Origin of the sequence: Knoellia locipacati (genome assembly GCF_044791685.1) — a bacterium.
GTDB classification, from domain to species: domain Bacteria; phylum Actinomycetota; class Actinomycetes; order Actinomycetales; family Dermatophilaceae; genus Knoellia; species Knoellia locipacati_A.
Genome location: NZ_CP087730.1, coordinates 3589161 through 3608269, shown reverse-complemented (window position 1 = coordinate 3608269; position 19109 = coordinate 3589161). Strand labels below are relative to the sequence as shown.

Genomic DNA, 19109 nt, shown 5'->3' with positions numbered 1-19109 from the left:
CCCCATGATCGAGATCCTCAGCCCCACCGAGGTCGCGCGTGGCCGGGTCACCGGCGCGCTGGTCGGTGAGATCCTCCAGACCGTCAGGGCTCGTAGCGTGCCGGGGACCAACCTGCTCGAGATCGACGCGTGGACCAAGGCGATGATCGCCGGGGCCGGCGCGGAGTCCTGCTACGTCGACTACGAGCCCTCGTTCGGGCGTGGCCCGTTCGGCCACCACATCTGCACCTCGGTCAACGACGCCGTCCTCCACGGCCTGCCGCACGACTACACGCTTGCCGACGGCGACGTGCTCACCCTTGACCTCGCCGTCCTCAAGTCGGGGGTCGCGGCGGACGCCGCGATCACCTTCGTCGTCGGGAGCTCGGGCCAGCCCGTGGGACGGGCCCTCATCGAGGCGACCGAGCGGGCCCTCGAGGCCGGCATCGCCGCCGCCGGCCCGGGTGCGCGGATCGGCGACCTGTCGCACGCGATCGGCTCCGTGCTCGCCGGTGCCGGCTACCCGGTCAACACGCAGTTCGGCGGGCACGGCATCGGGTCGACGATGCACCAGGATCCCCACGTCTCCAACACCGGCAGGCCGGGCCGCGGCTTCACGCTCCGCCCGGGTCTGCTCCTCGCTCTCGAGCCGTGGGTCATGGCCGACACCGACGAGCTCGTCACCGACGCCGACGGGTGGACGCTTCGCAGCGCCACCGGATGCCTGACTGCCCACACCGAGCACACGATCGCCATCACCGAGGACGGCGCGGAGATCCTCACCCTGCCCGGCGGCGCCCGCTAGGACGCCTGGCGCAGGTGGTCGGGCAGCTCGCGGACCGCGCTGCCCGACACGACGTAGGTCGCGAGCAGGTCGATCCCGAGCTGCCGGCACCCGTCGGTGAGGACCTGGTGGCAGGCCCGGTCCTCGTCGGTGAACAGTGGCGAGCCGGGGCGACCGACAGCGAGGACGACGGCTGGAGGACGGAGCTCGTGCAGGACCCTGTCGACGACGAGCGACATCTGGTCGGGGGTCGGCGACCCCATGTCGCCGATGACGACCGGCGTCTGCACCCGGTGGTCCTCGTCGAGGAGCACCAGTGCGAGACAGCCGGACTCGCGGTCGGCGTGGGAGACGAAGAGGTCGACGGCGTCGGCGCGGAGCACCGGGTCGTCGAGGGCAAGGTCGCGGAAGTTCGGGGGCAGGTTCTCGAAGGTCATGCCGCCGATGGTGCCGAAATCTGCGGCGCGGACCGCGAGCTTTTCCACAGCCTCGCGGAGAGCGACTACTCCCAGGGCGTGGAGAGCACGACCGTCGTCTTCGTCGAGACGTTGGCCTTGGCACGGATGGTGGCCAGCAGCTCCTCGAGCTCGAGCGGCGTGGCCACCCGGACCTTGAGGACGTAGTTCATGTCGCCGGCCACCGAGTGGCACTCCTCGACGGCCGGGATGTCACGCAGGTGGTCCGGGATGTCGTCGGGCGCGGCCGGGTCGAGCGGCGTGATCGAGATGAAGGCGGTCATGGCCACACCGATGGCTGCGTGGTCGACGCGTGCGGTGTAGCCCTTGATGACCCCGCGCTTCTCGAGCCGCCGCACCCGCTGGTGCACCGCCGACGTCGACATGCCCAGCGCCCGGCCGAGGTCGGTGTAGCTCATGCGGCCGTCGGTCGAGAGCTGCTCGACGATCTTGCGGTCCAGGTCCTCCACGTCGCCAACCCTAGTCACACAGGGCACGATGCTCGTCATGAACACGGCATCCGGACCGCGTGCTCCCCGGGGCTCCCTCGTCTCGCCCGTCGTCCTCGTCGGCCTCGCACTGCTGTGGGCAACCTGGGCGCTCTGGTTCGTCCTCTCGCCCGACCGGAACCCCGGCGGCCAGTGCGAAGGGCTCGGCTTCGGCTGCACGTTGACACCGCGGGACCTCGCCGCGTTCGTCGGCCTCATCGGCCTGGCTCCGCTCAGCGTGCTCGTCCTCGTCGTCACGCTGGTGGTGCGACTCGTGAGGATCAACCGCGGGTCGTCCCGGACGGTGTGGGACGTGGTCGTGGGTGCCCTCCTCCTCGCGGCCGCGTGCCTGTGGCTGGCCGGGACCATCGCCGGCGCGTTCTGAGCCCTCGCCCGATGCGCCGAGGCCCCAACTAGGCTGCCGCCATGACGACCGGCCGGCTGCTGCTCCTCGACTCCGCCTCGCTCTACTTCCGCGCCTTCTACGGTGTCCCCGACCAGCGGACGTCACCGGACGAGCACCCGACCAACGCCCTGCGCGGTTTCCTCGACATGATCGCCACGCTCGTCACGGCGCACCAGCCGACTCACCTCGTCGCCTGCTGGGACAACGATTGGCGCCCGCAGTTCCGCGTCGACCTCATCCCGAGCTACAAGGCCCACCGCGTCGCCGACGCTGCGGGTGCCGCTCCCGCGCCCGCGGCGGGCGATGCTCCGGACCAGGCCCACCCCGCCTCGGACGACACCGCCGCCGAGGAGGTCCCCGACGACCTCGCGCCCCAGGTTCCGCTCATCGCCGATGCCCTCGCGGCCTTCGGCATCCCCCGCCTCGGCGCGGACGGGTTCGAGGCCGACGACGTCATCGGGACCCTGGTCGAGCGGCACCGCGGCACGATGGCCATCGACGTCGTCACCGGCGACCGCGATCTGCTCCAGCTCATCGACGACGCGAACTCGGTGCGCGTGCTCTACACCGGCAAGGGAGGTGTGCGCGAGCCGGACCTCGGCACCCAGACCTACCTGCAGGAGCGGTATGCCGTGCCGTCCGGTGACGCGTACGCGGACATGTCGATCCTGCGCGGCGACACGAGCGACGGTCTTCCCGGCGTCAAGGGCATCGGCGACAAGACCGCGGCCCAGCTCATCGCGGCATACGGGGACCTCGACGGGCTGCGCAGGGCGGTGGACGACGGGGACCCGGCCATCAAGGGAGCCCGCCGGGCCAACCTCGAGGCGGCCACGGCATACCTCGACGTCGCACCGAAGGTGGTGCGCGTGGCGCGGGACGCCCCGGTCGCCGACGTGGACGCCGCGCTGCCCACATCGGTGGCCGACACCCGGCTCCTCAGCGAGCTCGCGTCGACCTTCGGCATCACGAACCCGATCAACCGGGTCCTCGCCGCTCTACAGATCCCCTGAGCCACAGCGCCTCTCAGTCGAGGCGGTCGGCCGCCACGACTCCCCGCAGGACGCCGTCCACGGCCTTGCGTGCGGTCCGGCGCAGCTCGGTGTCGGGAGCGGCGTCGGCGATCTGGCCGAGCAGGTCGACGATCTGCTTGCAGCGCCGCACGAAGTCGCCGGCCGCCATCTCCTGACCGCGCAGGACGGCGTCGAGGCGCTCACCGCTGGCCCAGCGGTGCACCATCCAGGCCATGCCGCCGTCGGGTGCCTCGGTCGTCTCGAGCCCGTGCTCGGCCTCGAGGTCGTCGAGCTCGCTCCAGAGGCGCTGCATCTCGGTGACCGCCGTGGCGACCTCGTCGCCCGGCATGCGCGGCGACGGGTCGGCCTGGTCGTGACGGGGCTCGTGCACGAGTGTCGAGACGCAGGCGGCGAGGCCAGGAGCGTCGAGCCGCTTCCAGACGTCGCGTCGCAGGCACTCGGCGGCGAGCAGGTCTCGCTCGGTGTAGAGGCGACGGAGCCTCTCGCCGCGCTCGGTCACGGCGTTGTCGTCGTCGAGGTAGCCGAGCTGGCGCAGCACGACACAGATCCGGTCGAACGTGCGTGCCACGCTGTTGGTGCGACCCTCGACCTTGCGCTGGAGGCCGGAGGTCTCGCGCTTGAGGCGGTGCCAGCGCTCGGCCCAGCGGGCGTGGTCCTCGCGCTCGGGACACTGGTGGCAGGGGTGGGCCTTGAGCTCCTGGCGCAGGTGGGCGATCCGGTCGTTCTCCTCCGCCGCCTCGCGCCCGGCCTCCTTGGCCGACGGGGGCGGCGGGTCGTGCGGCACCGCGATGCGCATCGTCGTGGCGAGGTCGCGACGCGACTTGGGAGACTTGGGGTTGAAGTGCTTGGGCACGGTGATGCGGGTGGCGGCCTCGACGGGCACCGGGACGTCGGTGAGGGTGAGCCGGCGGAACTGCCGGTCCTCGGTCACCACTCCCGGACCACTCGGCGCACCCTTGCCGGTGCGGGCCGACTGGACGACGACGGCCCAGCCGGAGCGACGGCCGGCGGGCACCTTGACGACGTCACCGACCTTGAGGTTCTCGAGGCTGATCGCGGCCTCGGCCCGGCGGCTGGCGGACCGCTTCTTCGCGCCGTCCTTCTCGCCGTCGGCGATGGCCCGGCGCAGTGCGGCGTACTCACGGAAGTCACCGAGGTGGCAGTGCATGGACTCGGCGTAGCCGTCGAGAGCCTCCTCGTTGCGACGCACCTTGGTCGCCAGCCCGACGACGGCGCGGTCAGCCTGGAACTGCGCGAACGACGTCTCGAGGATCTCGCGGGCCACCTCGCGGCCGACCTGCGCGACGAGGTTGACCGCCATGTTGTAGGTCGGCCGGAAGCTCGACCGCAGCGGGTAGGTCCGGGTCGAGGCGAGCCCGCCCACGGCGAGCGGGTCGAGGCCGCGGCTCCACTGGACGACGGCGTGGCCCTCGACGTCGATGCCACGGCGGCCGGCACGCCCGGTGAGCTGGGTGTACTCCGCCGGCGTGACGTCGACGTGGGCCTCGCCGTTGAACTTCACGAGCTTCTCGAGGACGACGGTGCGAGCCGGCATGTTGATGCCGAGCGCGAGGGTCTCGGTGGCGAACACCGCCCGGATCCGCCCGACGGTGAAGAGCTCCTCGACGATCTCGCGGAAGAGCGGCAGCATGCCGGCGTGGTGGCACGCGAAGCCGCGTGACAGGCCTTCGACGAAGTCGAAGTAGCCCAGGATCCCGAGGTCCTCGTCGGCGAGCGAGCCGACGCGCTCCTCGACGTGGCGCCGGATCCGCTCCCCCTCGCGCGGTGGGATGAGCCGGGTGTCGGCGGAGAGGAGCTGCCCCACCGCGGCCTCGCAGCCCATCCGGCTGAAGATGAAGGTGATCGCCGGCAGCAGTCCGTCGCGGTCGAGCTGGGCGATGACCTCTGCCCGGGTCGCGCCCCCGCCGGGCCGACCGCCACGGACGAAGCCGCGATCCTCGCGGCCCCCTGAGCCGGAGTGTGCTCCGCGCTGGCCCTGGGTGGCGTGGTTGCCGCGCCCCGGACCGCGACCCGGCCCGCGGCCACGGTCACGACTGCTGTCACGCATGACGTCGCGTCCCAGCTCCCGGCCCCGTCCACGGTCCCTGGTGCTCCCCCGCACCCAGCCGTCGTCGCTGCGGCGTTGGTCGGCGCCCCGGATCGCCTGCAGGAGCTCGGGGTTGACGCGCGGGGTCGACCCGTCCTCGCGCGGCTCGGCGGTCTCGTCGACGAAGAGGTCGAACATCGAGCTGCCGACGAGCATGTGCTGCCACAGCGGGACGGGCCGGTGCTCGGACACGACGACGGCGTGGTTGCCGCGCACCTCGGCGAGCCAGTCACCGAACTCCTCGGCGTTGCTCACCGTCGCCGACAGCGAGACCACCTGCACCGACTCGGGCAGGTGGATGATGACCTCCTCCCAGACGGCGCCGCGGAAGCGGTCGGCGAGGTAGTGGACCTCGTCCATGACGACGAAGCCCAGGCCACGGAGGGTGCTGCTCCCGGCATACACCATGTTGCGGAGCACCTCGGTCGTCATGACGACGACGGGAGCCTCGCCGTTGACGGACGCATCCCCGGTGAGGAGGCCGACCTTGTCGACGCCGTGGACGGCGACGAGGTCGTGGTACTTCTGGTTCGAGAGCGCCTTGATCGGCGTCGTGTAGAAGGCCTTGCGACCCGTGGCCAGCGCGAGGTGGACCGCGAACTCGCCGACGATCGTCTTGCCCGCGCCGGTGGGCGCGGCGACGAGGACACCCTGACCGGCCTCGACGGCCTGGCAGCCCCGCACCTGGAACTCGTCGAGCTCGAACCCCAGCGAGTCCATGAACCTGGCCAGATGGGGACCCGTGGTGCTCATGCGGTCAGGCTACGTCAGGACCGTCACCGCACCCGGGACGACCTCGCAGTCGATCGGGAGAGCCTCGAACCGCTCCCCGTCGGCGTACGACACGATGCCCCTGGCCTCGAGACGAACCCGTCGGCCCCGGAGGATCTCGACGGCCGGGTGGTCGACGTGCGCGCCCTTGAAGACCTTGGGGAAGACGCGCAGGAGTGTCGGGATCGAGACCTCGTGGAGGATGAGCACGTCGAGCATCCCGTCGTCGTACTCGGCACTCGGCACGACCCTCATCCCTCCCCCGTATGCCGGCCCGTTGGCGACCGCGACGAGCATCGCCTTGGTCTCGTGCCGGGTGCCGTCGAGCTCGATGACGTAGGGAATGGGCCGGAACACGCCGAGCTCGCGGGCGATGGCGAGGTTGTAGCGCATCTGCCCCTTGGGCCAGCGCCAGCCGTTGGCACGCTCGTTGACGACGGCGTCGAACCCGGCAGCGAGGACGCCGACGAACCACCGCTGCTCGCCACGGGCCGTGACGAGGCGCACGGCGTCGATGCGCCTGGTGGCGCCGCGGGTGATCCGCTCGACGGCCTTGGCGGCGTCCCGCACCGGCAGCCCGAGTTCGCGGGCGTTGTCGTTGCCGGTGCCGGCGGCGATGATGCCGAGCGGCACGTCGGTCCCGGCGACGAGGTTGACGCCGAGGTGGACCATCCCGTCACCGCCGGCGACGACGACCACGTCGATGTCCTTGTCGCGGATGGCGGCCCGACCCCGCTCGAGGGCGTGGGGGCCGTCCATCGCCGAGAGGTCGACGACGGAGTGGCCCGCGGCGGCCAGCAGCGAGGCGGCCTCACGGCCGATGCGGGCACCGGTGTTCTTGCCGGCCGTGGGGTTGATGACGAGGCCGACGCGCATCGGGTCGCTCACAGCGCCGACGCCTCGTCGTCAGAGGTCTCGAGCCAGTCGGGGCGGTCCTTGGCCCGGCGCCGGTCGATGAGGCGTGCGACCCCGTAGGCCGCGAAGTAGAGCACCACGAGGGGCGCCGCGAGCAGGAGCATCGTGAAGGGGTCCGGCGTCGGGGTGGCGACGGCCGAGAACAGCACGATGAGGACGATGGCCGGTCGCCAGCCCTTGAGCATGACGTGGGCCGGCAGGACCCCGGCCACGTTGAGCGCAACCAGGACGACGGGGAAGAGGAAGGCGATCCCGAAGACGAGGATGAACCGGGTGACGAAGGAGAAGTACAGCGCCGCCTCGGGGAGGTTGGCCGCGCCCTCCGGGGTGAACCCGAGCAGGATCTCCACGGCCTTGGGAAGGGTCGTGTAGCCGAACCAGCACCCGCCGAGGAAGAGCGGGACGATGGCCGCGATGAACAGCCGGGAGAGCCGCTTCTCCTTCTTGGTCAGGCCCGGGACGACGAACGCCCAGGCCTGCCACAGCCACATCGGCGCCGACATGATCGTGCCCGCCCAGATCGACAGGCTGAGGCGCTGCGAGAACGCCGCGGTCAGGCCGGCGTAGTTGAGGTCGATGAGCGAGCCCTCGCCCCGCTGCTCGGCGATGGTGGCGATGGGTGCCGTGAGGTGCAGGTAGATCGTGTCGAAGAGGTACCAGCCGACGACCGTGCACGCGATGAGCGCCGCGGCGGCGATGAACAGCCGACGCCGGAACTCACGCAGGTGGTCGCCGAGCGACATCCTGCCCTCGGGGTCGCGCGCTCGCCTGCGGGGCAGGCGAGCCCGACCGGGTCTCGCAACTCGGGCCATGGAGCGGGCGCGGCTCAGACGGAGGTGCCGGAGGTCGGACCCGACTGGTTGTCGGTCCGGGGGGCGTTCTCCTCGATGGGCGAGGTACCGCGGGTCGCGTCGACGTCGGCCTCACGGCGGACGGTCTCGCCGGTGACGGTTTCGGAGGACTTCTTGTCCTTGCCGTCGTTCTTCATCTCGTCGACCTCGGACTTGAAGACGCGCGCCGACCGGCCGAGGCTGCGCGCTGCGTCGGGCAGCCGCTTCCAGCCGAAGATGACGATCAGGAGGACCGCGATGATGATGATCTCGGGGGCGCCGAGTCGGCCACCAAACATGAGTTGCCTTCTTCCGGTGAGGGTCGGTGTTCAGTCTACGTCGTGGGTCTGTGGAGCCAGGGCTGCCTGGGCGCGGGCGGCGACGCGTTCCCTGAGGTCGTCGGGTGAGACGACGAGGACGTGTCCACCCATCCTCAGGACGAGGCGTTCGAGCCAGGCGGTGTCAGCGGTGCGCAGCGTGATGGTGCGGGTCCCGTCGTCCCCGTCTATCGCCGACTCCACGGGGTAGTAGTCGCTCACCCACAGGGCGCCGGGCAGCAGCCTCAGCGTGACGACGAGGTCGGCGTCGGTGCCGCTGAAGATGCTCTCGCCGAGCTCGCGCGGCGCCACTCCCTCGGGCGGCGTGCCGTCCTCGTCGAGGACGGTGAGCGCCTCGACCCGGTCCAGCCGGAACATCCGCACGCCCACGGCGCGGTGGCACCAACCCTCGAGGTACCAGTGCCCCTCGGCCGCGATGACCCGCATCGGGTCGACGTCGCGCTCGGTCGACTCGTCGCGACCGGGCACGTGGTAGGTGAGGTGCAGGCGCCGGCGCCGCTCGACGCCCTCGCGGGCGCGGGCCAGGACCCCGGGGTCGACCGCGTCGTCGAGGTCGACCGACACGCGGGCGGCCGGCTCGGCGGCGGTGCCCGCCGCGGCCTCGAGCTTGGCCAGGGCCCGCTCGATCGCATCACGTTCGGTGAGGCCGGGGACGTCGAGCAGGGTGCGCAGGCCGACGATGAGGGTCACGGCCTCGTCCACGCCGAGGCGCAACGGGCGCGAGATCGTGTCGGCGTTGCCGACGAAGACCCGACCCTCCTCCCAGTCCGCCTCGATGAGCTCGTCCGGCATCTGGCCGTAGCCGCAGAGGAAGAGCAGGTTGAGGTCGGACTCGAGCTGCTCGACACTCACGCCGAGCCCGCGTGCCGCCTCCTCGAGCTCGATCCCCTGACGGTTGACGAGCCACGGCACCATCGTGAGCAGCCGGGTCAGGCGGGTCGTCGCGGTCTCGGTCGCCATCAGGCACCTGCCTCGTGGACGGCGAGCACGGCCCGCAGCTGGCTCTGCACCCGCTCGACGAGCTCGGCCGGCTCGAGCACCTGCACGTCGTCGCCGTGACCGGCGACCTCGGCGGCGAAGCCGTCGACGTCGTGGAAGTCGAGGGTGACCTCGGTCCACCCACCATCGGTCCCGGTGGCCCCCAGCGCGCGCCTGCGCAGGCTGTGGGCCGAGCCGGGGCGCACGAGCAGGCGCGCCTGCCGCGTCTCACCCCGGGGCGCGGACCGCTCGACGAGCACCCTCGCCTCGAAGTCAGCGGGGACCTCGAAGGAGCCGGGCCGACCCGCCGTGCGCACCGAGCCGTCGACGCGCGAGAGCCGGAACACCCGGGTGTCGTCACGGTCGAGGTCGTGGCCCGCGAGGTACCAGCGGCCGTGCCACTGCACGAGCGACCACGGCTGGACGGTGCGCACCTGTGCCTCGGCCCGCTCCGGCCGGCGGTAGCCGAAGGTGATCGGGGTCCGGCTCAGCACGGCGTCCTTGACCGCCTCGAAGGCCGGCTCGGTCGTCCGCAGCCGCGGCTCGATCCCGATGAGGGCCGCGTCGTCGCGCTCCACGCCCGAGGCGCGCAGCTTGCGCAGGGCCTGGGCCGCCGGACCGGCCATGGAGGCGTGGGCCCAGCTGCGGCTCGCGAGGCCGAGCACGGCGAGCTCGTCGGGCTCGAACTCGATGTCGGGGAGCGCGTAGTCGCGCTGGTGGATCCGGTAGCCGGGCTCGTCCTCGTGCAGGACGTCGATCTCCTCGGTGACGAGCGGGACGCCGAGGGCCCGGAGCTCGTCCTTGTCGCGCTCGAACATCCGGTCGAAGGCCTCGGTCGAGGCGGTCTCGCCGTACTGCGGCACGAGGGCGCGGATCTGGGCCTTGGCCAGCGGTCGGCGCGTGTAGAGGAGCACGAGGACGAGGTTGAGCAGCCGCTCTGTCTTGGCGGCCGGCCCCGTCGCTGCACTCATGAGGCCCGACGGTAGTCGATAGCCTGCCTCCCGTGATGCAGTGGCGCGAGGGCGTAGTCGTCGAGACGATCCGTGAGTGGCCGGGTGCGGTGGAGTATGCCGTCCGGCTGACTCCCGCTGAGGACACCGGTTCCGAGGTGCGGGGACTGGCCTACACGGCCATGGTGGGTCGACCCGAGCCGGGCGACCGGGTGGTCCTCAACGCCTCCGCGCTGCTCAAGGGTTTGGGCACTGGTGGCCTGGCGTTCATCGTCGCGGTGCCCGACCGCCTCCCGGCCGACACGCCGGACGCACCGGGTCACATCGTCAAGGCGCGCTACACGCCGCAGCAGCAGATGTTCCTCGCCGTCGACGAGCAGGACAGCCCGCACCACCACGTGCTCCGCGACGCCGAGACCCTCGAGGGGATGCCGGTCGTCGTGGCGGACCTGCACTCGGCGCTGCCCGCGGTCATCGCCGGCGTGCGCCTCGCCCGTCCGGAGGCGCGGGTCGCCTACGTCATGACCGACGGCGGGGCGCTGCCCCTGGCGTTCTCCCGTTCCGTCGCCGGGCTCAAGGACGCCGGCTGGGTCGCCGCCACGATCACCGTGGGGCAGGCCTTCGGTGGGGACCACGAGGCGGTCTCGCTGCACAGCGGCCTGCTCGCCGCGCGCCACGTCGTCGGCGCCGACGTCACCGTCGTCGTCCAGGGCCCGGGCAACGTCGGCACCGGCACCCCGTGGGGCTTCTCCGGGGTCGCTGCCTGCGAGGCCCTGCACGCCACGCACGTCCTCGGCGGCACGAGCATCGCGGCGCTGCGCGTCTCGGGAGCCGACCCCAGGCAGCGGCACCGCGGGATCTCGCACCACAGCACCACGGCATACGGGAAGGCCCTGCTCTCCCCCGCAATCGTCCCGGTGCCTGCGGGTGGCGGAGAGCTCGCGGCCCTCGTGCGCAGCCAGGCGGCGAAGCTCGCCGCAACCAGCCGTGCCGACCTCGACGTCGTCGAGATCGGCACGGAAGGGGTGCTGGAGGCGCTGCGTCAGAGCCCGGTGAGGCTGTCGACGATGGGGCGCGGGCTCGAGGAGGACCTCGCCGGGTTCGTCGTCAGCGCGGTCGCCGGTGTCTGCGCCGCGCGGAGGGTCAGCGAACGCTGACGAGGTCCACGACGAAGATCAGGCTCTCGCCGGGCTTGATGACGTTGCCCGCGCCGCGGTCGCCGTAGCCGTAGGCCGGCGGGATGAGCAGGCGGCGGCGGCCACCCTCGCGCATGCCGACGATGCCCTCGTCCCAGCCGCGGATGACCTGGCCGACGCCGACCTGGAAGGTGAGCGGCGCACCGCGGTTCCAGGAGGCGTCGAACTCCTCGCCGGTCGAGTGGGCGACACCGACGTAGTGCGCGTCGATCGTCGCGCCGACGGTGGCCTCGGCTCCGTCACCGACGGTGAGGTCCTCGACGACGAGCTCGGTGGGGGCCGCGTCGCCCGGGAAGTCGATCTCGGGGCGCGGGGTTGCGGGGTCGAATGCCATGGGGGTGGGTCCTTTCGGGAGGAGGTGGTCGGCTGTTCGGGGGGTCAGACGGCGCCGAGGATGTCGACGACGAACACCATGGTGTCGGTGCCCTTGATGTCGCCCTGGCCCTGGGCGCCGTAGCCGTCCGCGGGCGGAACGACGAGCAGGAGGCGGCTGCCGACGGGCTGGCCGACGATGGCCTTGTCCCAGCCGGGCACGACCGCCCCGACGCCGATGGCCGTCGGGTAGCCCTCGGCATTGGAGTCGAAGACCTGGCCGTTGCGCCAGAGGGCACCGGTGTAGGCGACCTTGATCGTCTGTCCCTTGGCGACCTTGTCGCCCGTGCCGGTGACGAGGGGCTGGGTGACGAGCGCGGTGGGCGCCGTCGTCTTCGGCATGGTGATCGTCGCGGCCTTGCCCGGGTTCATCGTCACGGTGGGCAGGCCCGCCTTGGGTGCGACGGCTGCGCCCTCGGCCTGCTTGAGCGGGGCGACGACGTCGACGACGTCGACCACGAAGAGGATCGGGTCCTCGGCCTTGAGACCGAGGTTGGTGTTGCCCTGGGGACCGTAGACCGACGAGGTCGGTGCACCGATGAGCACGCGCGCACCGGGCTTGGAGCCGGGCAGCTGCGAGGTGAAGAGCGGCAGCATCTGCTTGTCGGTCAGGTCGATGCCGAGGGTCTGCCCCTCCTTCCACGTGCTCGTGACGACCTTGCCATCGGTGCCGTTGATGATCTGGGCCTTGACCGAGATCATGTCGGTCTTGCCGGCGGCGGTGCCCTCACCCTCGGTGATGACCCGCTTGGTCTCACCGGTCAGCTTGAGCGGCTTGGGCGCGATCGTCACCGTCGGCTCCTTGGCCGGGTCGGTGCCGTCGACCTTGACCTGGGACAGGGGACCGGTGTCGGCCTTGGAGCCGCCGGAGCCGGAGGACTCGCCGCAGCCGACGAGGGCGACGGCGCCGACGGTCAGGGCAGCGACAAGGGGGGCGAAACGGGCGCGGGACACAGCTGTTGACCTCAGATCGAGCGGGGGTGGGTTGGCCCCCACCATAACCACAGGACCTGTCACATCCCTGAGATGAGCCGCTCCACCCGGGGGTCCTCGTTGCGGAACGGGTCCTTGCACAGCACGGTGCGCTGGGCCTGGTCGTTGAGCTTGAGGTGCACCCAGTCGACGGTGAAGTCGCGTCGGTGCTCCTGGGCGGCACGGATGAAGTCGCCCCGCAGCTTGGCCCGGGTCGTCTGCGGCGGACGCACCTTGGCCTCGAAGATCTCGGGGTCGGTCACCGCCCGCGCCGCGCGGCCCCGTGCCTGGAGGAGGTAGAACAGGCCGCGTCGCCGCGTGATGTCGTGGTAGGCGAGGTCGATCTGCGCCAGCCGGGGGTGGTCGAGGTCGAGCCCGTGCCTCGTCGCGTAGTCGTCGAGCAGCTTGTGCTTGATGATCCAGTCGATCTCGGTGTCGACGAGCGAGTGGTTGCCCGTCTCGACGGCGTCGAGGGTCCGCTCCCACAGGTCGAGGACCGTCTTGTGGTCGGGGTCGCGCGCACCCTCGCGGTCGACGTAGGCCGATGCGGCGGTGAGGTACTCGCGCTGGAGGTCGAGGGCGCTCAGCTCGCGGCCGTTGGCGAGCCGGACGAGGCGGCGACCCGTCATGTCGTGGCTGATCTCGCGGATGGCGCGGATCGGGTTCTCGAGGGTGAGGTCGCGCATGACGACGCCGTCCTCGATCATCCGCAGCACGAGGTCACAGGAGCCGACCTTGAGCATCGTCGTCGTCTCGCTCATGTTCGAGTCGCCGACGATGACGTGGAGCCGGCGGTACTGCTCGGCGTCGGCGTGCGGCTCGTCGCGGGTGTTGATGATCGGCCGGCTGCGGGTCGTCGCCGACGAAACGCCCTCCCAGATGTGGTCCGCGCGCTGGCTCACGGCATACTCCACGCCTTTGGAGGTGCGCACGAGCTTGCCTGCGCCGCAGGTGATCTGGCGGCTGATGAGGAACGGCAGCAGTGTGTCCGAGAAGACCTGGAAGTCGCCGCTGCGGCCGACGAGGTAGTTCTCGTGGCAGCCGTAGGAGTTGCCGGCGGAGTCGGTGTTGTTCTTGAAGACGTAGATCTCGCCGTTGACGCCGTCCTCGCGCAGCCGCGCCTGGGCATCGGCCACGAGGCCCTCGACGACACGCTCCCCCGCGCGGTCGTGGGCGACGAGCTGGCGGAGCGAGTCGCACTCGGCGGTGGCGTACTCGGGGTGGCTGCCGACGTCGAGGTAGAGACGCGAGCCGTTGGCGAGGAAGACGTTGCTCGAACGGCCCCAGGCGACGACCTTGCGGAAGAGGTAGCGGGCCACCTCGTCGGGCGTGAGCGTGCGCTGGCCCTCGGACGAGGCGGTGATGCCGTACTCGTTCTCGATCCCGAAGATCCGTCGCTCCATGGCGCCACCCTAGTCTCGCCCACCCGGCTGCGAGGGGCGCTCTGACCCAGGGCGAGTCCAGCATCCGGTACAGCGGTACCAGCATGCGGCACTTAACGGCATGTTTGAGATTCGACAACGTTGTGTTACCGATGAGAGGACTCCCCGATGGCCACGCTGCGTCTCGGCGACAACGCCCCCGACTTCACCGCTGAGACCACCGAGGGTGAGATCAGCTTCCACGACTGGAAGGGCGACGGCTGGGCCGTCCTCTTCAGCCACCCCGCCGACTTCACGCCGGTGTGCACGACCGAGCTCGGGCGCGTCGCCGCCCTCAAGGACGAGTGGGCCGACCGCAACGCCAAGGTGCTCGCCGTCTCCGTGGACGCGATCGATGACCACCAGGCCTGGAAGAAGGACATCGAGGAGGTCGGCGGCTCGGCCGTGACCTACCCGATCGTCGCCGACAAGGACCGCAGGGTCGCCGAGCTCTACGACATGATCCACCCGGGCGAGGGCGACACCTCGAGCGTTCGGTCGGTCTTCCTCATCGACCCCAAGGGCAAGGTCCGCCTCACGCTCACCTACCCCAAGAGCGCCGGCCGCAACTTCGACGAGGTGCTGCGCGCCCTCGACGCCCTCCAGGTCAACGACTCGGGTCCGTTCTCCACCCCGGCCGACTGGAAGCCCGGCGAGCGCGTCATCGTCGCCCCGACCGTCTCCACCGACGACGCCCGCGAGCGGTTCGAGGACGTCGAGGAGGTCAAGCCCTACCTCCGTTACGCCGCAGCTCCCGTCGCCTGACCCCTCGACTTATTGCCCGTTCGCGCGTCTCAGCCCGTCGTGCCGGCGCTGGGACGCGCGCGAACGGGCAATAAGTCGAGCAAGATGTCCGCATGGCCGACGACATCGCCCTCGAGGTTCCCGCTGACCTGCTCCTCCCCCCGTCCGGCACCGGCCCGGGACTCGTGCTGTTCCAGGAGATCTTCGGGGTCACCGCCTACGTCCGCTCGCGTGCGCAGGACCTCGCCGACCTCGGCTACGTCGTGCTCGTCCCCCACGTCTACGGCCGCCTCGGCGACCCCGTGGTCGAGGAGGGCGGCGCGGGGCTGCCGCGTGCGATGGCACTCCTCGAGAAGGTCGACTGGCAGCAGGCCGTCGCGGACGGCGTCGACGCCGTGGCCGCGCTGCGGGAGCACCCTGCCGTCGTCGGCGGGGTGGGCGTGCTCGGCTTCTGCTTCGGGGGCGGCCTGGCCTTCAACGTCGCCGCGGTCGCGGACCCGAAGCCGGATGCCCTGGTGAGCTACTACGGCTCGGCGCTGCCCAACCTGCTCGGGCTCGCCTCCGAGGTGACGGCGCCGAGCCTGCACCACTTCGGCGACAGCGACACCTACCTCCCGCTCGACACCGTGCGCGAGATCGAGCGGGCCGTCACCCAGGACCACGAGGACGTGACCGTCCTGGTCCACCCGGGCGCAGACCACGCGTTCGACAACCCGGCGCCGATGTTCCACCACTCCGAGGCGTCGGCAGCGGCATGGCAGGCCACGACCCTCTGGCTGGCCGACCACCTGCCCGTCGAGGGCTGACGTCCCCACCCTCCGACTGATCGCCCGCAGCGGCGGGTCCCAGCAGTGACGACGCGAACGCGTAAGGCGCCGCTGCGGGCAATCAGTCCAGCTGTCAGTCGGAGTCGGGCGTCGGCCCGTCGCCGTGGCGCTGGGTCTGGGGGTTGCTGGCCGCCTGCCGTGGTGTGTCGTGGTCGACCGGGGGCACGTCGTCGGTCGGGTCGTCGTCAGCGAGCAGCTGGCCGAGCAGGTCGCCGTTGATCCGCCTGAAGGTGCGCCGTGACCGCGTGCGGTCGAGGACAGCGACCTCGAGCTGGTCGGCCCCGATCTCGCGGTCCGGACCACCCGCGGGGTCGTGGGCGAGGCCCGCGACGGCGAGCCGGAGCGCCTCGGCGAGGGTGAGGCCCGGTTGCCACTGCTCGGTGAGCCGCTCCTCCATCTGGTCGGAGGCACCACCCATCGCGACGAGCCCCCGCTCGTCGGCCACCGAGCCGTCGTAGGTGAGCCGGTAGATCTGGTCGCTCTCGGCGTCCCGCCCCACCTCGGCGACGACGATCTCGACCTCGTAGGGCTTGGACTCCTGCGTGAAGACCGTCCCGAGCGTCTGGGCGTAGGCGTTGGCCAGACCACGAGCGGTGACGTCGCTGCGGTCGTAGGAGTAGCCGCGCAGGTCGGCGTAGCGGACACCGGCCACGCGGAGGTTCTCGAACTCGTTGTACTTGCCGACGGCCGCGAACGCGATCCGGTCGTAGATCTCGCCGATCTTGTGCAGGCTGCGCGACTGGTTCTCGGCCACGAAGGCGATGCCGTGGTCGTAGCCGAGGACGACGACCGACCGGCCCCGGGCGATGCCCTTGCGGGCGAAGTCGGCCCGGTCCTTCATGAGCTGCTCGGGCGAGACGTAGAACGGCATACCGGCGGTCATGAGGCGCTCCCGTCCCGGCGTCCGCCGGCGTTGCCCTGTCGGTGGGCGATGATCGCGTCGACCACGGGGGCGACGTCGTCGTCGGCGAGGAACCGCGCTCCCTCGGTGGTGACGAGGGCGACGGTGGGCCAGATCCGGCGGCCGACGTCCGGGCCACCGGTCGCCGAGTCGTCGTCAGCGGCGTCCCAGAGCGCCTCGACGGCGACCCGCACCGCCTCGTCGGGGGTCATGCCGGGGCGGTAGAGCTTCTTCATCGCGCCGCGCGCGAAGAGTGAGCCGGAGCCGACACTGTGGTGGTCGTGCTCCTCGTAGCAGCCGCCGGTGACGTCGTAGGAGAAGATCCGGCCCAGGCCCTCGTGGTGGTCGAAGCCGGCGAACACCGGCACGACGCTCAGGCCCTGCATCGCCATGCCGAGGTTGCCGCGGATCATCGAGGCGAGGCGGTTGGCCTTGCCCTCGAGGGACATGAGCGTGCCCTCGATCTTCTCGTAGTGCTCGAGCTCGACCTGGAACAGCCGCACGAGCTCGATTGCGAGCCCCGCCGTGCCGGCGATGCCGACCACCGAGAACTCGTCGGTCGCGAAGACCTTCTCCATGTCGCGGTTGGCGATGATGTTGCCCATCGTCGCGCGGCGGTCACCCGCCATGAGCACCCCGCCGTCGAAGGTCAGGGTGACGATCGTCGTGCCGTGTGGTGCGTCGATCGTGGCGCCCGGGGGCAGGCCCCGACGCGAGGGGATGAGGCTCGGCTCGTGCTCGGCGACGAAGTCCGTGAACGACGAGGAGCCGGTGCGCAGGTATGCCGCGGGGAGACCGCCGCCGTCGGGTGCCGGGGTCACTGGCCGCCCTTCTGGACGAACCCGCGCACGAACTCCTCGGCATTGGTCTCGAGGACGCCGTCGATCTCGTCGAGGATGTCGTCGATGTCGGTGTCGGAGACCTGCGCCGCGGGTGCTGCGGCGGGCTCGGGGGCGTCGTCCGGACCGTCGTCGCGTCGCCCGGGCTTGATCTGTTCCTGACCGGCCATCGGGTCCTCCTCGTGTCGCCGCCGCACCCGGGGGGTGCCTGGTGGTGCGAGCCTAGTCCGCCGGTCCGTCGACGACGGCGAGGGACTCGAGAAGTGAGCGGATGTCGGCCGCACCGTCGACGAGGTCGCCGACCGCTGCCTTGGTTCCTCGCAGGGGCTCGAGGATCGGGATCCTCTGCAGGGTCCTCTCCCCCGGGACCTCGACGACGACCGAGTCCCACGACGCGGCGACCACCGACTCGGGGAACTTGCGCAGGCACGCGCCCCGGAACCACGCCCGGGTGTCCTCGGGTGCCGCGTCCATGGCGAGGGCCGCCTCGTCCTCACCGACGAGCACCTCGACCCGGCCGGTCGCGGCGAGCCGGTGGGCCAGGCCGCGGTCGGCCCGCACGTCGGACCACTGGATGTCGACGGCCCGCAGCCGCGGGTCGCCCCAGCCGAGGGAGTCACGCTCCCGGTAGCCCTCGAGCACCGAGAGCTTGGCCACCCAGTCGACCCAGCGACGGGCGTCCATCGGGTCGCCCTCGAGTGCCGTGAGGACGCGGTCCCACCAGTGCAGGACCTCGGTCGTCTCGGCGTCGACGTCACTCCCCCACTTCGCCTCGACGTAGCCGGCGGCGAGCTCGTGGAAGGTCCGGAGCAGCTCGACCGGCCGGATCGAGCGGCCGTCGACGAGCTCGATCGTCGACTGGAGGCTCGGGTCGTGGCTGACCGCATGGAGGGTGCGCACCGGTGAGGCCACGGAGAGGTCGGTCGTGAAGGCGTCGTCCTCGATCATCGCCAGGACGAGCGAGGTCGAGCCCATCTTGAGCAGGTTGGCGACGTCGCAGTGGTTGGCGTCTCCGAGGATGACGTGGAGGCGCCGGTAGAGGTCGGCCACGGCATGCGGCTCGTCGCGGGTGTTGATGATCGGTCGCTTGAGCGTCGTCTCGAGCCCGACCTCGGTCTCGAAGAAGTCGCTGCGCTGCGCCACCTGGTAGCCGGGGGTGCGCGAGTCCACCCCGATGCCGACTCGTCCCGAACCGCTCATGACCTGCCGCACGACGAAGAACGGCGTGAGCTGGGAGATGATCCGCGAGAACGGCGTTCGGCGCGACATGAGGTAGTTCTCGTGGGTGCCGTAGGAGGCGCCCTTGCCGTCGGTGTTGTTCTTGTAGAGGTTGACCCCGGGCGGCACGGTCGCGAGCCGGTGCACAGCCTCGCGCATGACGAGCTCGCCGGCCTTGTCCCAGACGACGGCGTCCCGCGGGTTGGTCACCTCGGGCGAGGAGTACTCGGGGTGGGCGTGGTCGACGTAGAGGCGCGCCCCGTTGGTGAGGACGACGTTGGCCATCGTCGGGTCCTCGACGTCGGTGAGCTGGCTGGGGTGGGCGGTCCCGCGCCCCATGTCGAAGCCCCGGGCGTCGCGCAGCGGCGCCTCGTCCGCGTAGTCCCAGGAAGCCTGCGCGGGACGGATGCCCCGGCTCGCGGCATACGTCGTCACGACGTCACCGGAGAGCACCATCGGGTTCGCACCCGGGGCCCCCGGAACCGAGATGCCGTACTCGGTCTCGATGCCCATGACCCGGCGGACCGTCATGACACCCCCACTGCGACACCGATGCTGGCCATGGGTGCTAGCCAACCATGTCC

21 protein-coding genes are annotated in these 19109 nt (G+C 71.2%); 6 read left to right on the top strand and 15 right to left on the bottom strand.

Annotated elements, in window-relative coordinates; all coding sequences use genetic code 11:
* Positions 1 to 4 precede the first annotated feature (4 nt).
* On the top strand, positions 5 to 784 hold the full coding sequence (gene map, locus LL946_RS16945) for a type I methionyl aminopeptidase (protein ID WP_404382743.1): 780 nt from the start codon (positions 5 to 7) through the stop codon (positions 782 to 784).
* Here map and LL946_RS16940 read toward each other — a convergent pair.
* Together LL946_RS16940 and LL946_RS16935 are read right to left on the bottom strand one after the other, a co-directional pair.
* Complete coding sequence (locus LL946_RS16940) at positions 781 to 1200, bottom strand: hypothetical protein (RefSeq protein ID WP_404382741.1); 420 nt, start codon at positions 1198 to 1200, stop codon at positions 781 to 783. The genes map and LL946_RS16940 overlap by 4 nt on opposite strands.
* Before the next feature lie 65 nt (positions 1201 to 1265).
* Entirely contained in the window at positions 1266 to 1688 is a 423-nt protein-coding gene (locus LL946_RS16935; protein WP_404382739.1) for an Lrp/AsnC family transcriptional regulator, read from the bottom strand.
* Between the two features lie 37 nt (positions 1689 to 1725).
* Here LL946_RS16935 and LL946_RS16930 point away from each other — a divergent pair, with 37 nt between their 5' ends.
* Both LL946_RS16930 and LL946_RS16925 read left to right on the top strand, forming a co-directional pair.
* The gene (locus tag LL946_RS16930; RefSeq protein WP_404382737.1) at positions 1726 to 2091 is read left to right on the top strand and encodes a hypothetical protein; all 366 of its coding nucleotides are present in this window, start codon (positions 1726 to 1728) and stop codon (positions 2089 to 2091) included.
* Between the two features lie 41 nt (positions 2092 to 2132).
* Entirely contained in the window at positions 2133 to 3125 is a 993-nt protein-coding gene (locus LL946_RS16925) for a 5'-3' exonuclease H3TH domain-containing protein (RefSeq protein WP_404382735.1), read from the top strand.
* A gap of 13 nt (positions 3126 to 3138) precedes the next feature.
* Here LL946_RS16925 and LL946_RS16920 read toward each other — a convergent pair whose 3' ends face one another.
* The 6 genes from LL946_RS16920 to LL946_RS16895 all read right to left on the bottom strand — a co-directional run bounded on the left by LL946_RS16920 (position 3139) and on the right by LL946_RS16895 (position 10056).
* The gene (locus LL946_RS16920; protein ID WP_404382733.1) at positions 3139 to 6006 is read right to left on the bottom strand and encodes a DEAD/DEAH box helicase; all 2868 of its coding nucleotides are present in this window, start codon (positions 6004 to 6006) and stop codon (positions 3139 to 3141) included.
* 9 nt (positions 6007 to 6015) lie between these two features.
* A complete protein-coding gene (locus LL946_RS16915; protein WP_404386939.1) occupies positions 6016 to 6900 on the bottom strand; it encodes a diacylglycerol/lipid kinase family protein in 885 nt (294 codons plus the stop codon).
* A gap of 8 nt (positions 6901 to 6908) precedes the next feature.
* Complete coding sequence (gene tatC / locus LL946_RS16910) at positions 6909 to 7682, bottom strand: twin-arginine translocase subunit TatC (RefSeq protein ID WP_404382731.1); 774 nt, start codon at positions 7680 to 7682, stop codon at positions 6909 to 6911.
* Positions 7683 to 7765: 83 nt separating this feature from the next.
* Positions 7766 to 8068, bottom strand: a complete 303-nt coding sequence (tatA, locus tag LL946_RS16905; RefSeq protein WP_404382729.1) for a Sec-independent protein translocase subunit TatA — start codon at positions 8066 to 8068, stop codon at positions 7766 to 7768.
* A gap of 30 nt (positions 8069 to 8098) precedes the next feature.
* Positions 8099 to 9067 carry a helix-turn-helix transcriptional regulator gene (locus tag LL946_RS16900; protein ID WP_404382727.1) on the bottom strand — a complete coding sequence of 323 codons (969 nt, stop codon included), beginning with the start codon at positions 9065 to 9067 and terminating at the stop codon, positions 8099 to 8101.
* Positions 9067 to 10056, bottom strand: a complete 990-nt coding sequence (locus tag LL946_RS16895) for a helix-turn-helix transcriptional regulator (protein ID WP_404382725.1) — start codon at positions 10054 to 10056, stop codon at positions 9067 to 9069. The genes LL946_RS16900 and LL946_RS16895 overlap by 1 nt, the downstream gene beginning before the upstream one ends.
* Before the next feature lie 32 nt (positions 10057 to 10088).
* Here LL946_RS16895 and LL946_RS16890 point away from each other — a divergent pair, with 32 nt between their 5' ends.
* Positions 10089 to 11192: a DUF3866 family protein gene (locus tag LL946_RS16890; RefSeq protein ID WP_404382723.1), complete on the top strand. Its 1104-nt coding sequence runs from the start codon at positions 10089 to 10091 to the stop codon at positions 11190 to 11192.
* On the opposite strand, the gene LL946_RS16885 is transcribed toward LL946_RS16890, so the two are convergent.
* The 3 genes from LL946_RS16885 to pafA are packed head-to-tail and all read right to left on the bottom strand — an operon-like array spanning position 11179 to position 13978.
* Positions 11179 to 11565, bottom strand: coding sequence for an FKBP-type peptidyl-prolyl cis-trans isomerase (locus LL946_RS16885; protein WP_404382721.1), 387 nt, complete (start codon positions 11563 to 11565; stop codon positions 11179 to 11181). The two genes, LL946_RS16890 and LL946_RS16885, sit on opposite strands and share 14 nt — an antisense overlap.
* A 44-nt stretch (positions 11566 to 11609) precedes the next feature.
* Complete coding sequence (locus LL946_RS16880; RefSeq protein ID WP_404382719.1) at positions 11610 to 12557, bottom strand: FKBP-type peptidyl-prolyl cis-trans isomerase; 948 nt, start codon at positions 12555 to 12557, stop codon at positions 11610 to 11612.
* A gap of 59 nt (positions 12558 to 12616) precedes the next feature.
* Positions 12617 to 13978: a Pup--protein ligase gene (pafA, locus tag LL946_RS16875; protein WP_404382717.1), complete on the bottom strand. Its 1362-nt coding sequence runs from the start codon at positions 13976 to 13978 to the stop codon at positions 12617 to 12619.
* A gap of 147 nt (positions 13979 to 14125) precedes the next feature.
* Between pafA and LL946_RS16870 the strand changes: the two genes are divergently transcribed.
* Together LL946_RS16870 and LL946_RS16865 are read left to right on the top strand one after the other, a co-directional pair.
* Positions 14126 to 14761 carry a peroxiredoxin gene (locus tag LL946_RS16870; protein ID WP_404382715.1) on the top strand — a complete coding sequence of 212 codons (636 nt, stop codon included), beginning with the start codon at positions 14126 to 14128 and terminating at the stop codon, positions 14759 to 14761.
* Positions 14762 to 14853: 92 nt separating this feature from the next.
* Positions 14854 to 15546: a dienelactone hydrolase family protein gene (locus tag LL946_RS16865; RefSeq protein ID WP_404382713.1), complete on the top strand. Its 693-nt coding sequence runs from the start codon at positions 14854 to 14856 to the stop codon at positions 15544 to 15546.
* A 94-nt stretch (positions 15547 to 15640) separates the two neighbouring features.
* Here LL946_RS16865 and prcA read toward each other — a convergent pair whose 3' ends face one another.
* The 4 genes from prcA to dop are packed head-to-tail and all read right to left on the bottom strand — an operon-like array spanning position 15641 to position 19056.
* Entirely contained in the window at positions 15641 to 16450 is an 810-nt protein-coding gene (gene prcA, locus LL946_RS16860; RefSeq protein WP_404382711.1) for a proteasome subunit alpha, read from the bottom strand.
* Entirely contained in the window at positions 16447 to 17289 is an 843-nt protein-coding gene (prcB, locus tag LL946_RS16855; RefSeq protein ID WP_404382709.1) for a proteasome subunit beta, read from the bottom strand. The genes prcA and prcB overlap by 4 nt, the downstream gene beginning before the upstream one ends.
* Entirely contained in the window at positions 17286 to 17477 is a 192-nt protein-coding gene (locus LL946_RS16850; RefSeq protein WP_404382707.1) for a ubiquitin-like protein Pup, read from the bottom strand. Before LL946_RS16850 ends, prcB begins: the two co-directional genes overlap by 4 nt.
* A 52-nt stretch (positions 17478 to 17529) precedes the next feature.
* Positions 17530 to 19056: a depupylase/deamidase Dop gene (gene dop, locus LL946_RS16845; protein ID WP_404382705.1), complete on the bottom strand. Its 1527-nt coding sequence runs from the start codon at positions 19054 to 19056 to the stop codon at positions 17530 to 17532.
* Positions 19057 to 19109: the final 53 nt, after the last annotated feature.

Excerpts from the sequence above, each read along its gene's own strand:
- tatA (WP_404382729.1), bottom strand. The coding sequence starts at position 8,068 with ATGTTTGGTGGCCGACTCGGCGCCCCCGAGATCATCATCATCGCGGTC.
- LL946_RS16895 (WP_404382725.1), bottom strand. The coding sequence starts at position 10,056 with ATGAGTGCAGCGACGGGGCCGGCCGCCAAGACAGAGCGGCTGCTCAAC.
- LL946_RS16900 (WP_404382727.1), bottom strand. The coding sequence starts at position 9,067 with ATGGCGACCGAGACCGCGACGACCCGCCTGACCCGGCTGCTCACGATG.
- LL946_RS16865 (WP_404382713.1), top strand. The coding sequence starts at position 14,854 with ATGGCCGACGACATCGCCCTCGAGGTTCCCGCTGACCTGCTCCTCCCC.
- LL946_RS16870 (WP_404382715.1), top strand. The coding sequence starts at position 14,126 with ATGGCCACGCTGCGTCTCGGCGACAACGCCCCCGACTTCACCGCTGAG.
- tatC (WP_404382731.1), bottom strand. The coding sequence starts at position 7,682 with ATGTCGCTCGGCGACCACCTGCGTGAGTTCCGGCGTCGGCTGTTCATC.
- LL946_RS16920 (WP_404382733.1), bottom strand. The coding sequence starts at position 6,006 with ATGAGCACCACGGGTCCCCATCTGGCCAGGTTCATGGACTCGCTGGGG.
- prcA (WP_404382711.1), bottom strand. The coding sequence starts at position 16,450 with ATGACCGCCGGTATGCCGTTCTACGTCTCGCCCGAGCAGCTCATGAAG.
- LL946_RS16915 (WP_404386939.1), bottom strand. The coding sequence starts at position 6,900 with ATGCGCGTCGGCCTCGTCATCAACCCCACGGCCGGCAAGAACACCGGT.
- LL946_RS16925 (WP_404382735.1), top strand. The coding sequence starts at position 2,133 with ATGACGACCGGCCGGCTGCTGCTCCTCGACTCCGCCTCGCTCTACTTC.
- LL946_RS16885 (WP_404382721.1), bottom strand. The coding sequence starts at position 11,565 with ATGGCATTCGACCCCGCAACCCCGCGCCCCGAGATCGACTTCCCGGGC.
- LL946_RS16850 (WP_404382707.1), bottom strand. The coding sequence starts at position 17,477 with ATGGCCGGTCAGGAACAGATCAAGCCCGGGCGACGCGACGACGGTCCG.
- map (WP_404382743.1), top strand. The coding sequence starts at position 5 with ATGATCGAGATCCTCAGCCCCACCGAGGTCGCGCGTGGCCGGGTCACC.
- dop (WP_404382705.1), bottom strand. The coding sequence starts at position 19,056 with ATGACGGTCCGCCGGGTCATGGGCATCGAGACCGAGTACGGCATCTCG.
- pafA (WP_404382717.1), bottom strand. The coding sequence starts at position 13,978 with ATGGAGCGACGGATCTTCGGGATCGAGAACGAGTACGGCATCACCGCC.
- LL946_RS16940 (WP_404382741.1), bottom strand. The coding sequence starts at position 1,200 with ATGACCTTCGAGAACCTGCCCCCGAACTTCCGCGACCTTGCCCTCGAC.
- LL946_RS16930 (WP_404382737.1), top strand. The coding sequence starts at position 1,726 with ATGAACACGGCATCCGGACCGCGTGCTCCCCGGGGCTCCCTCGTCTCG.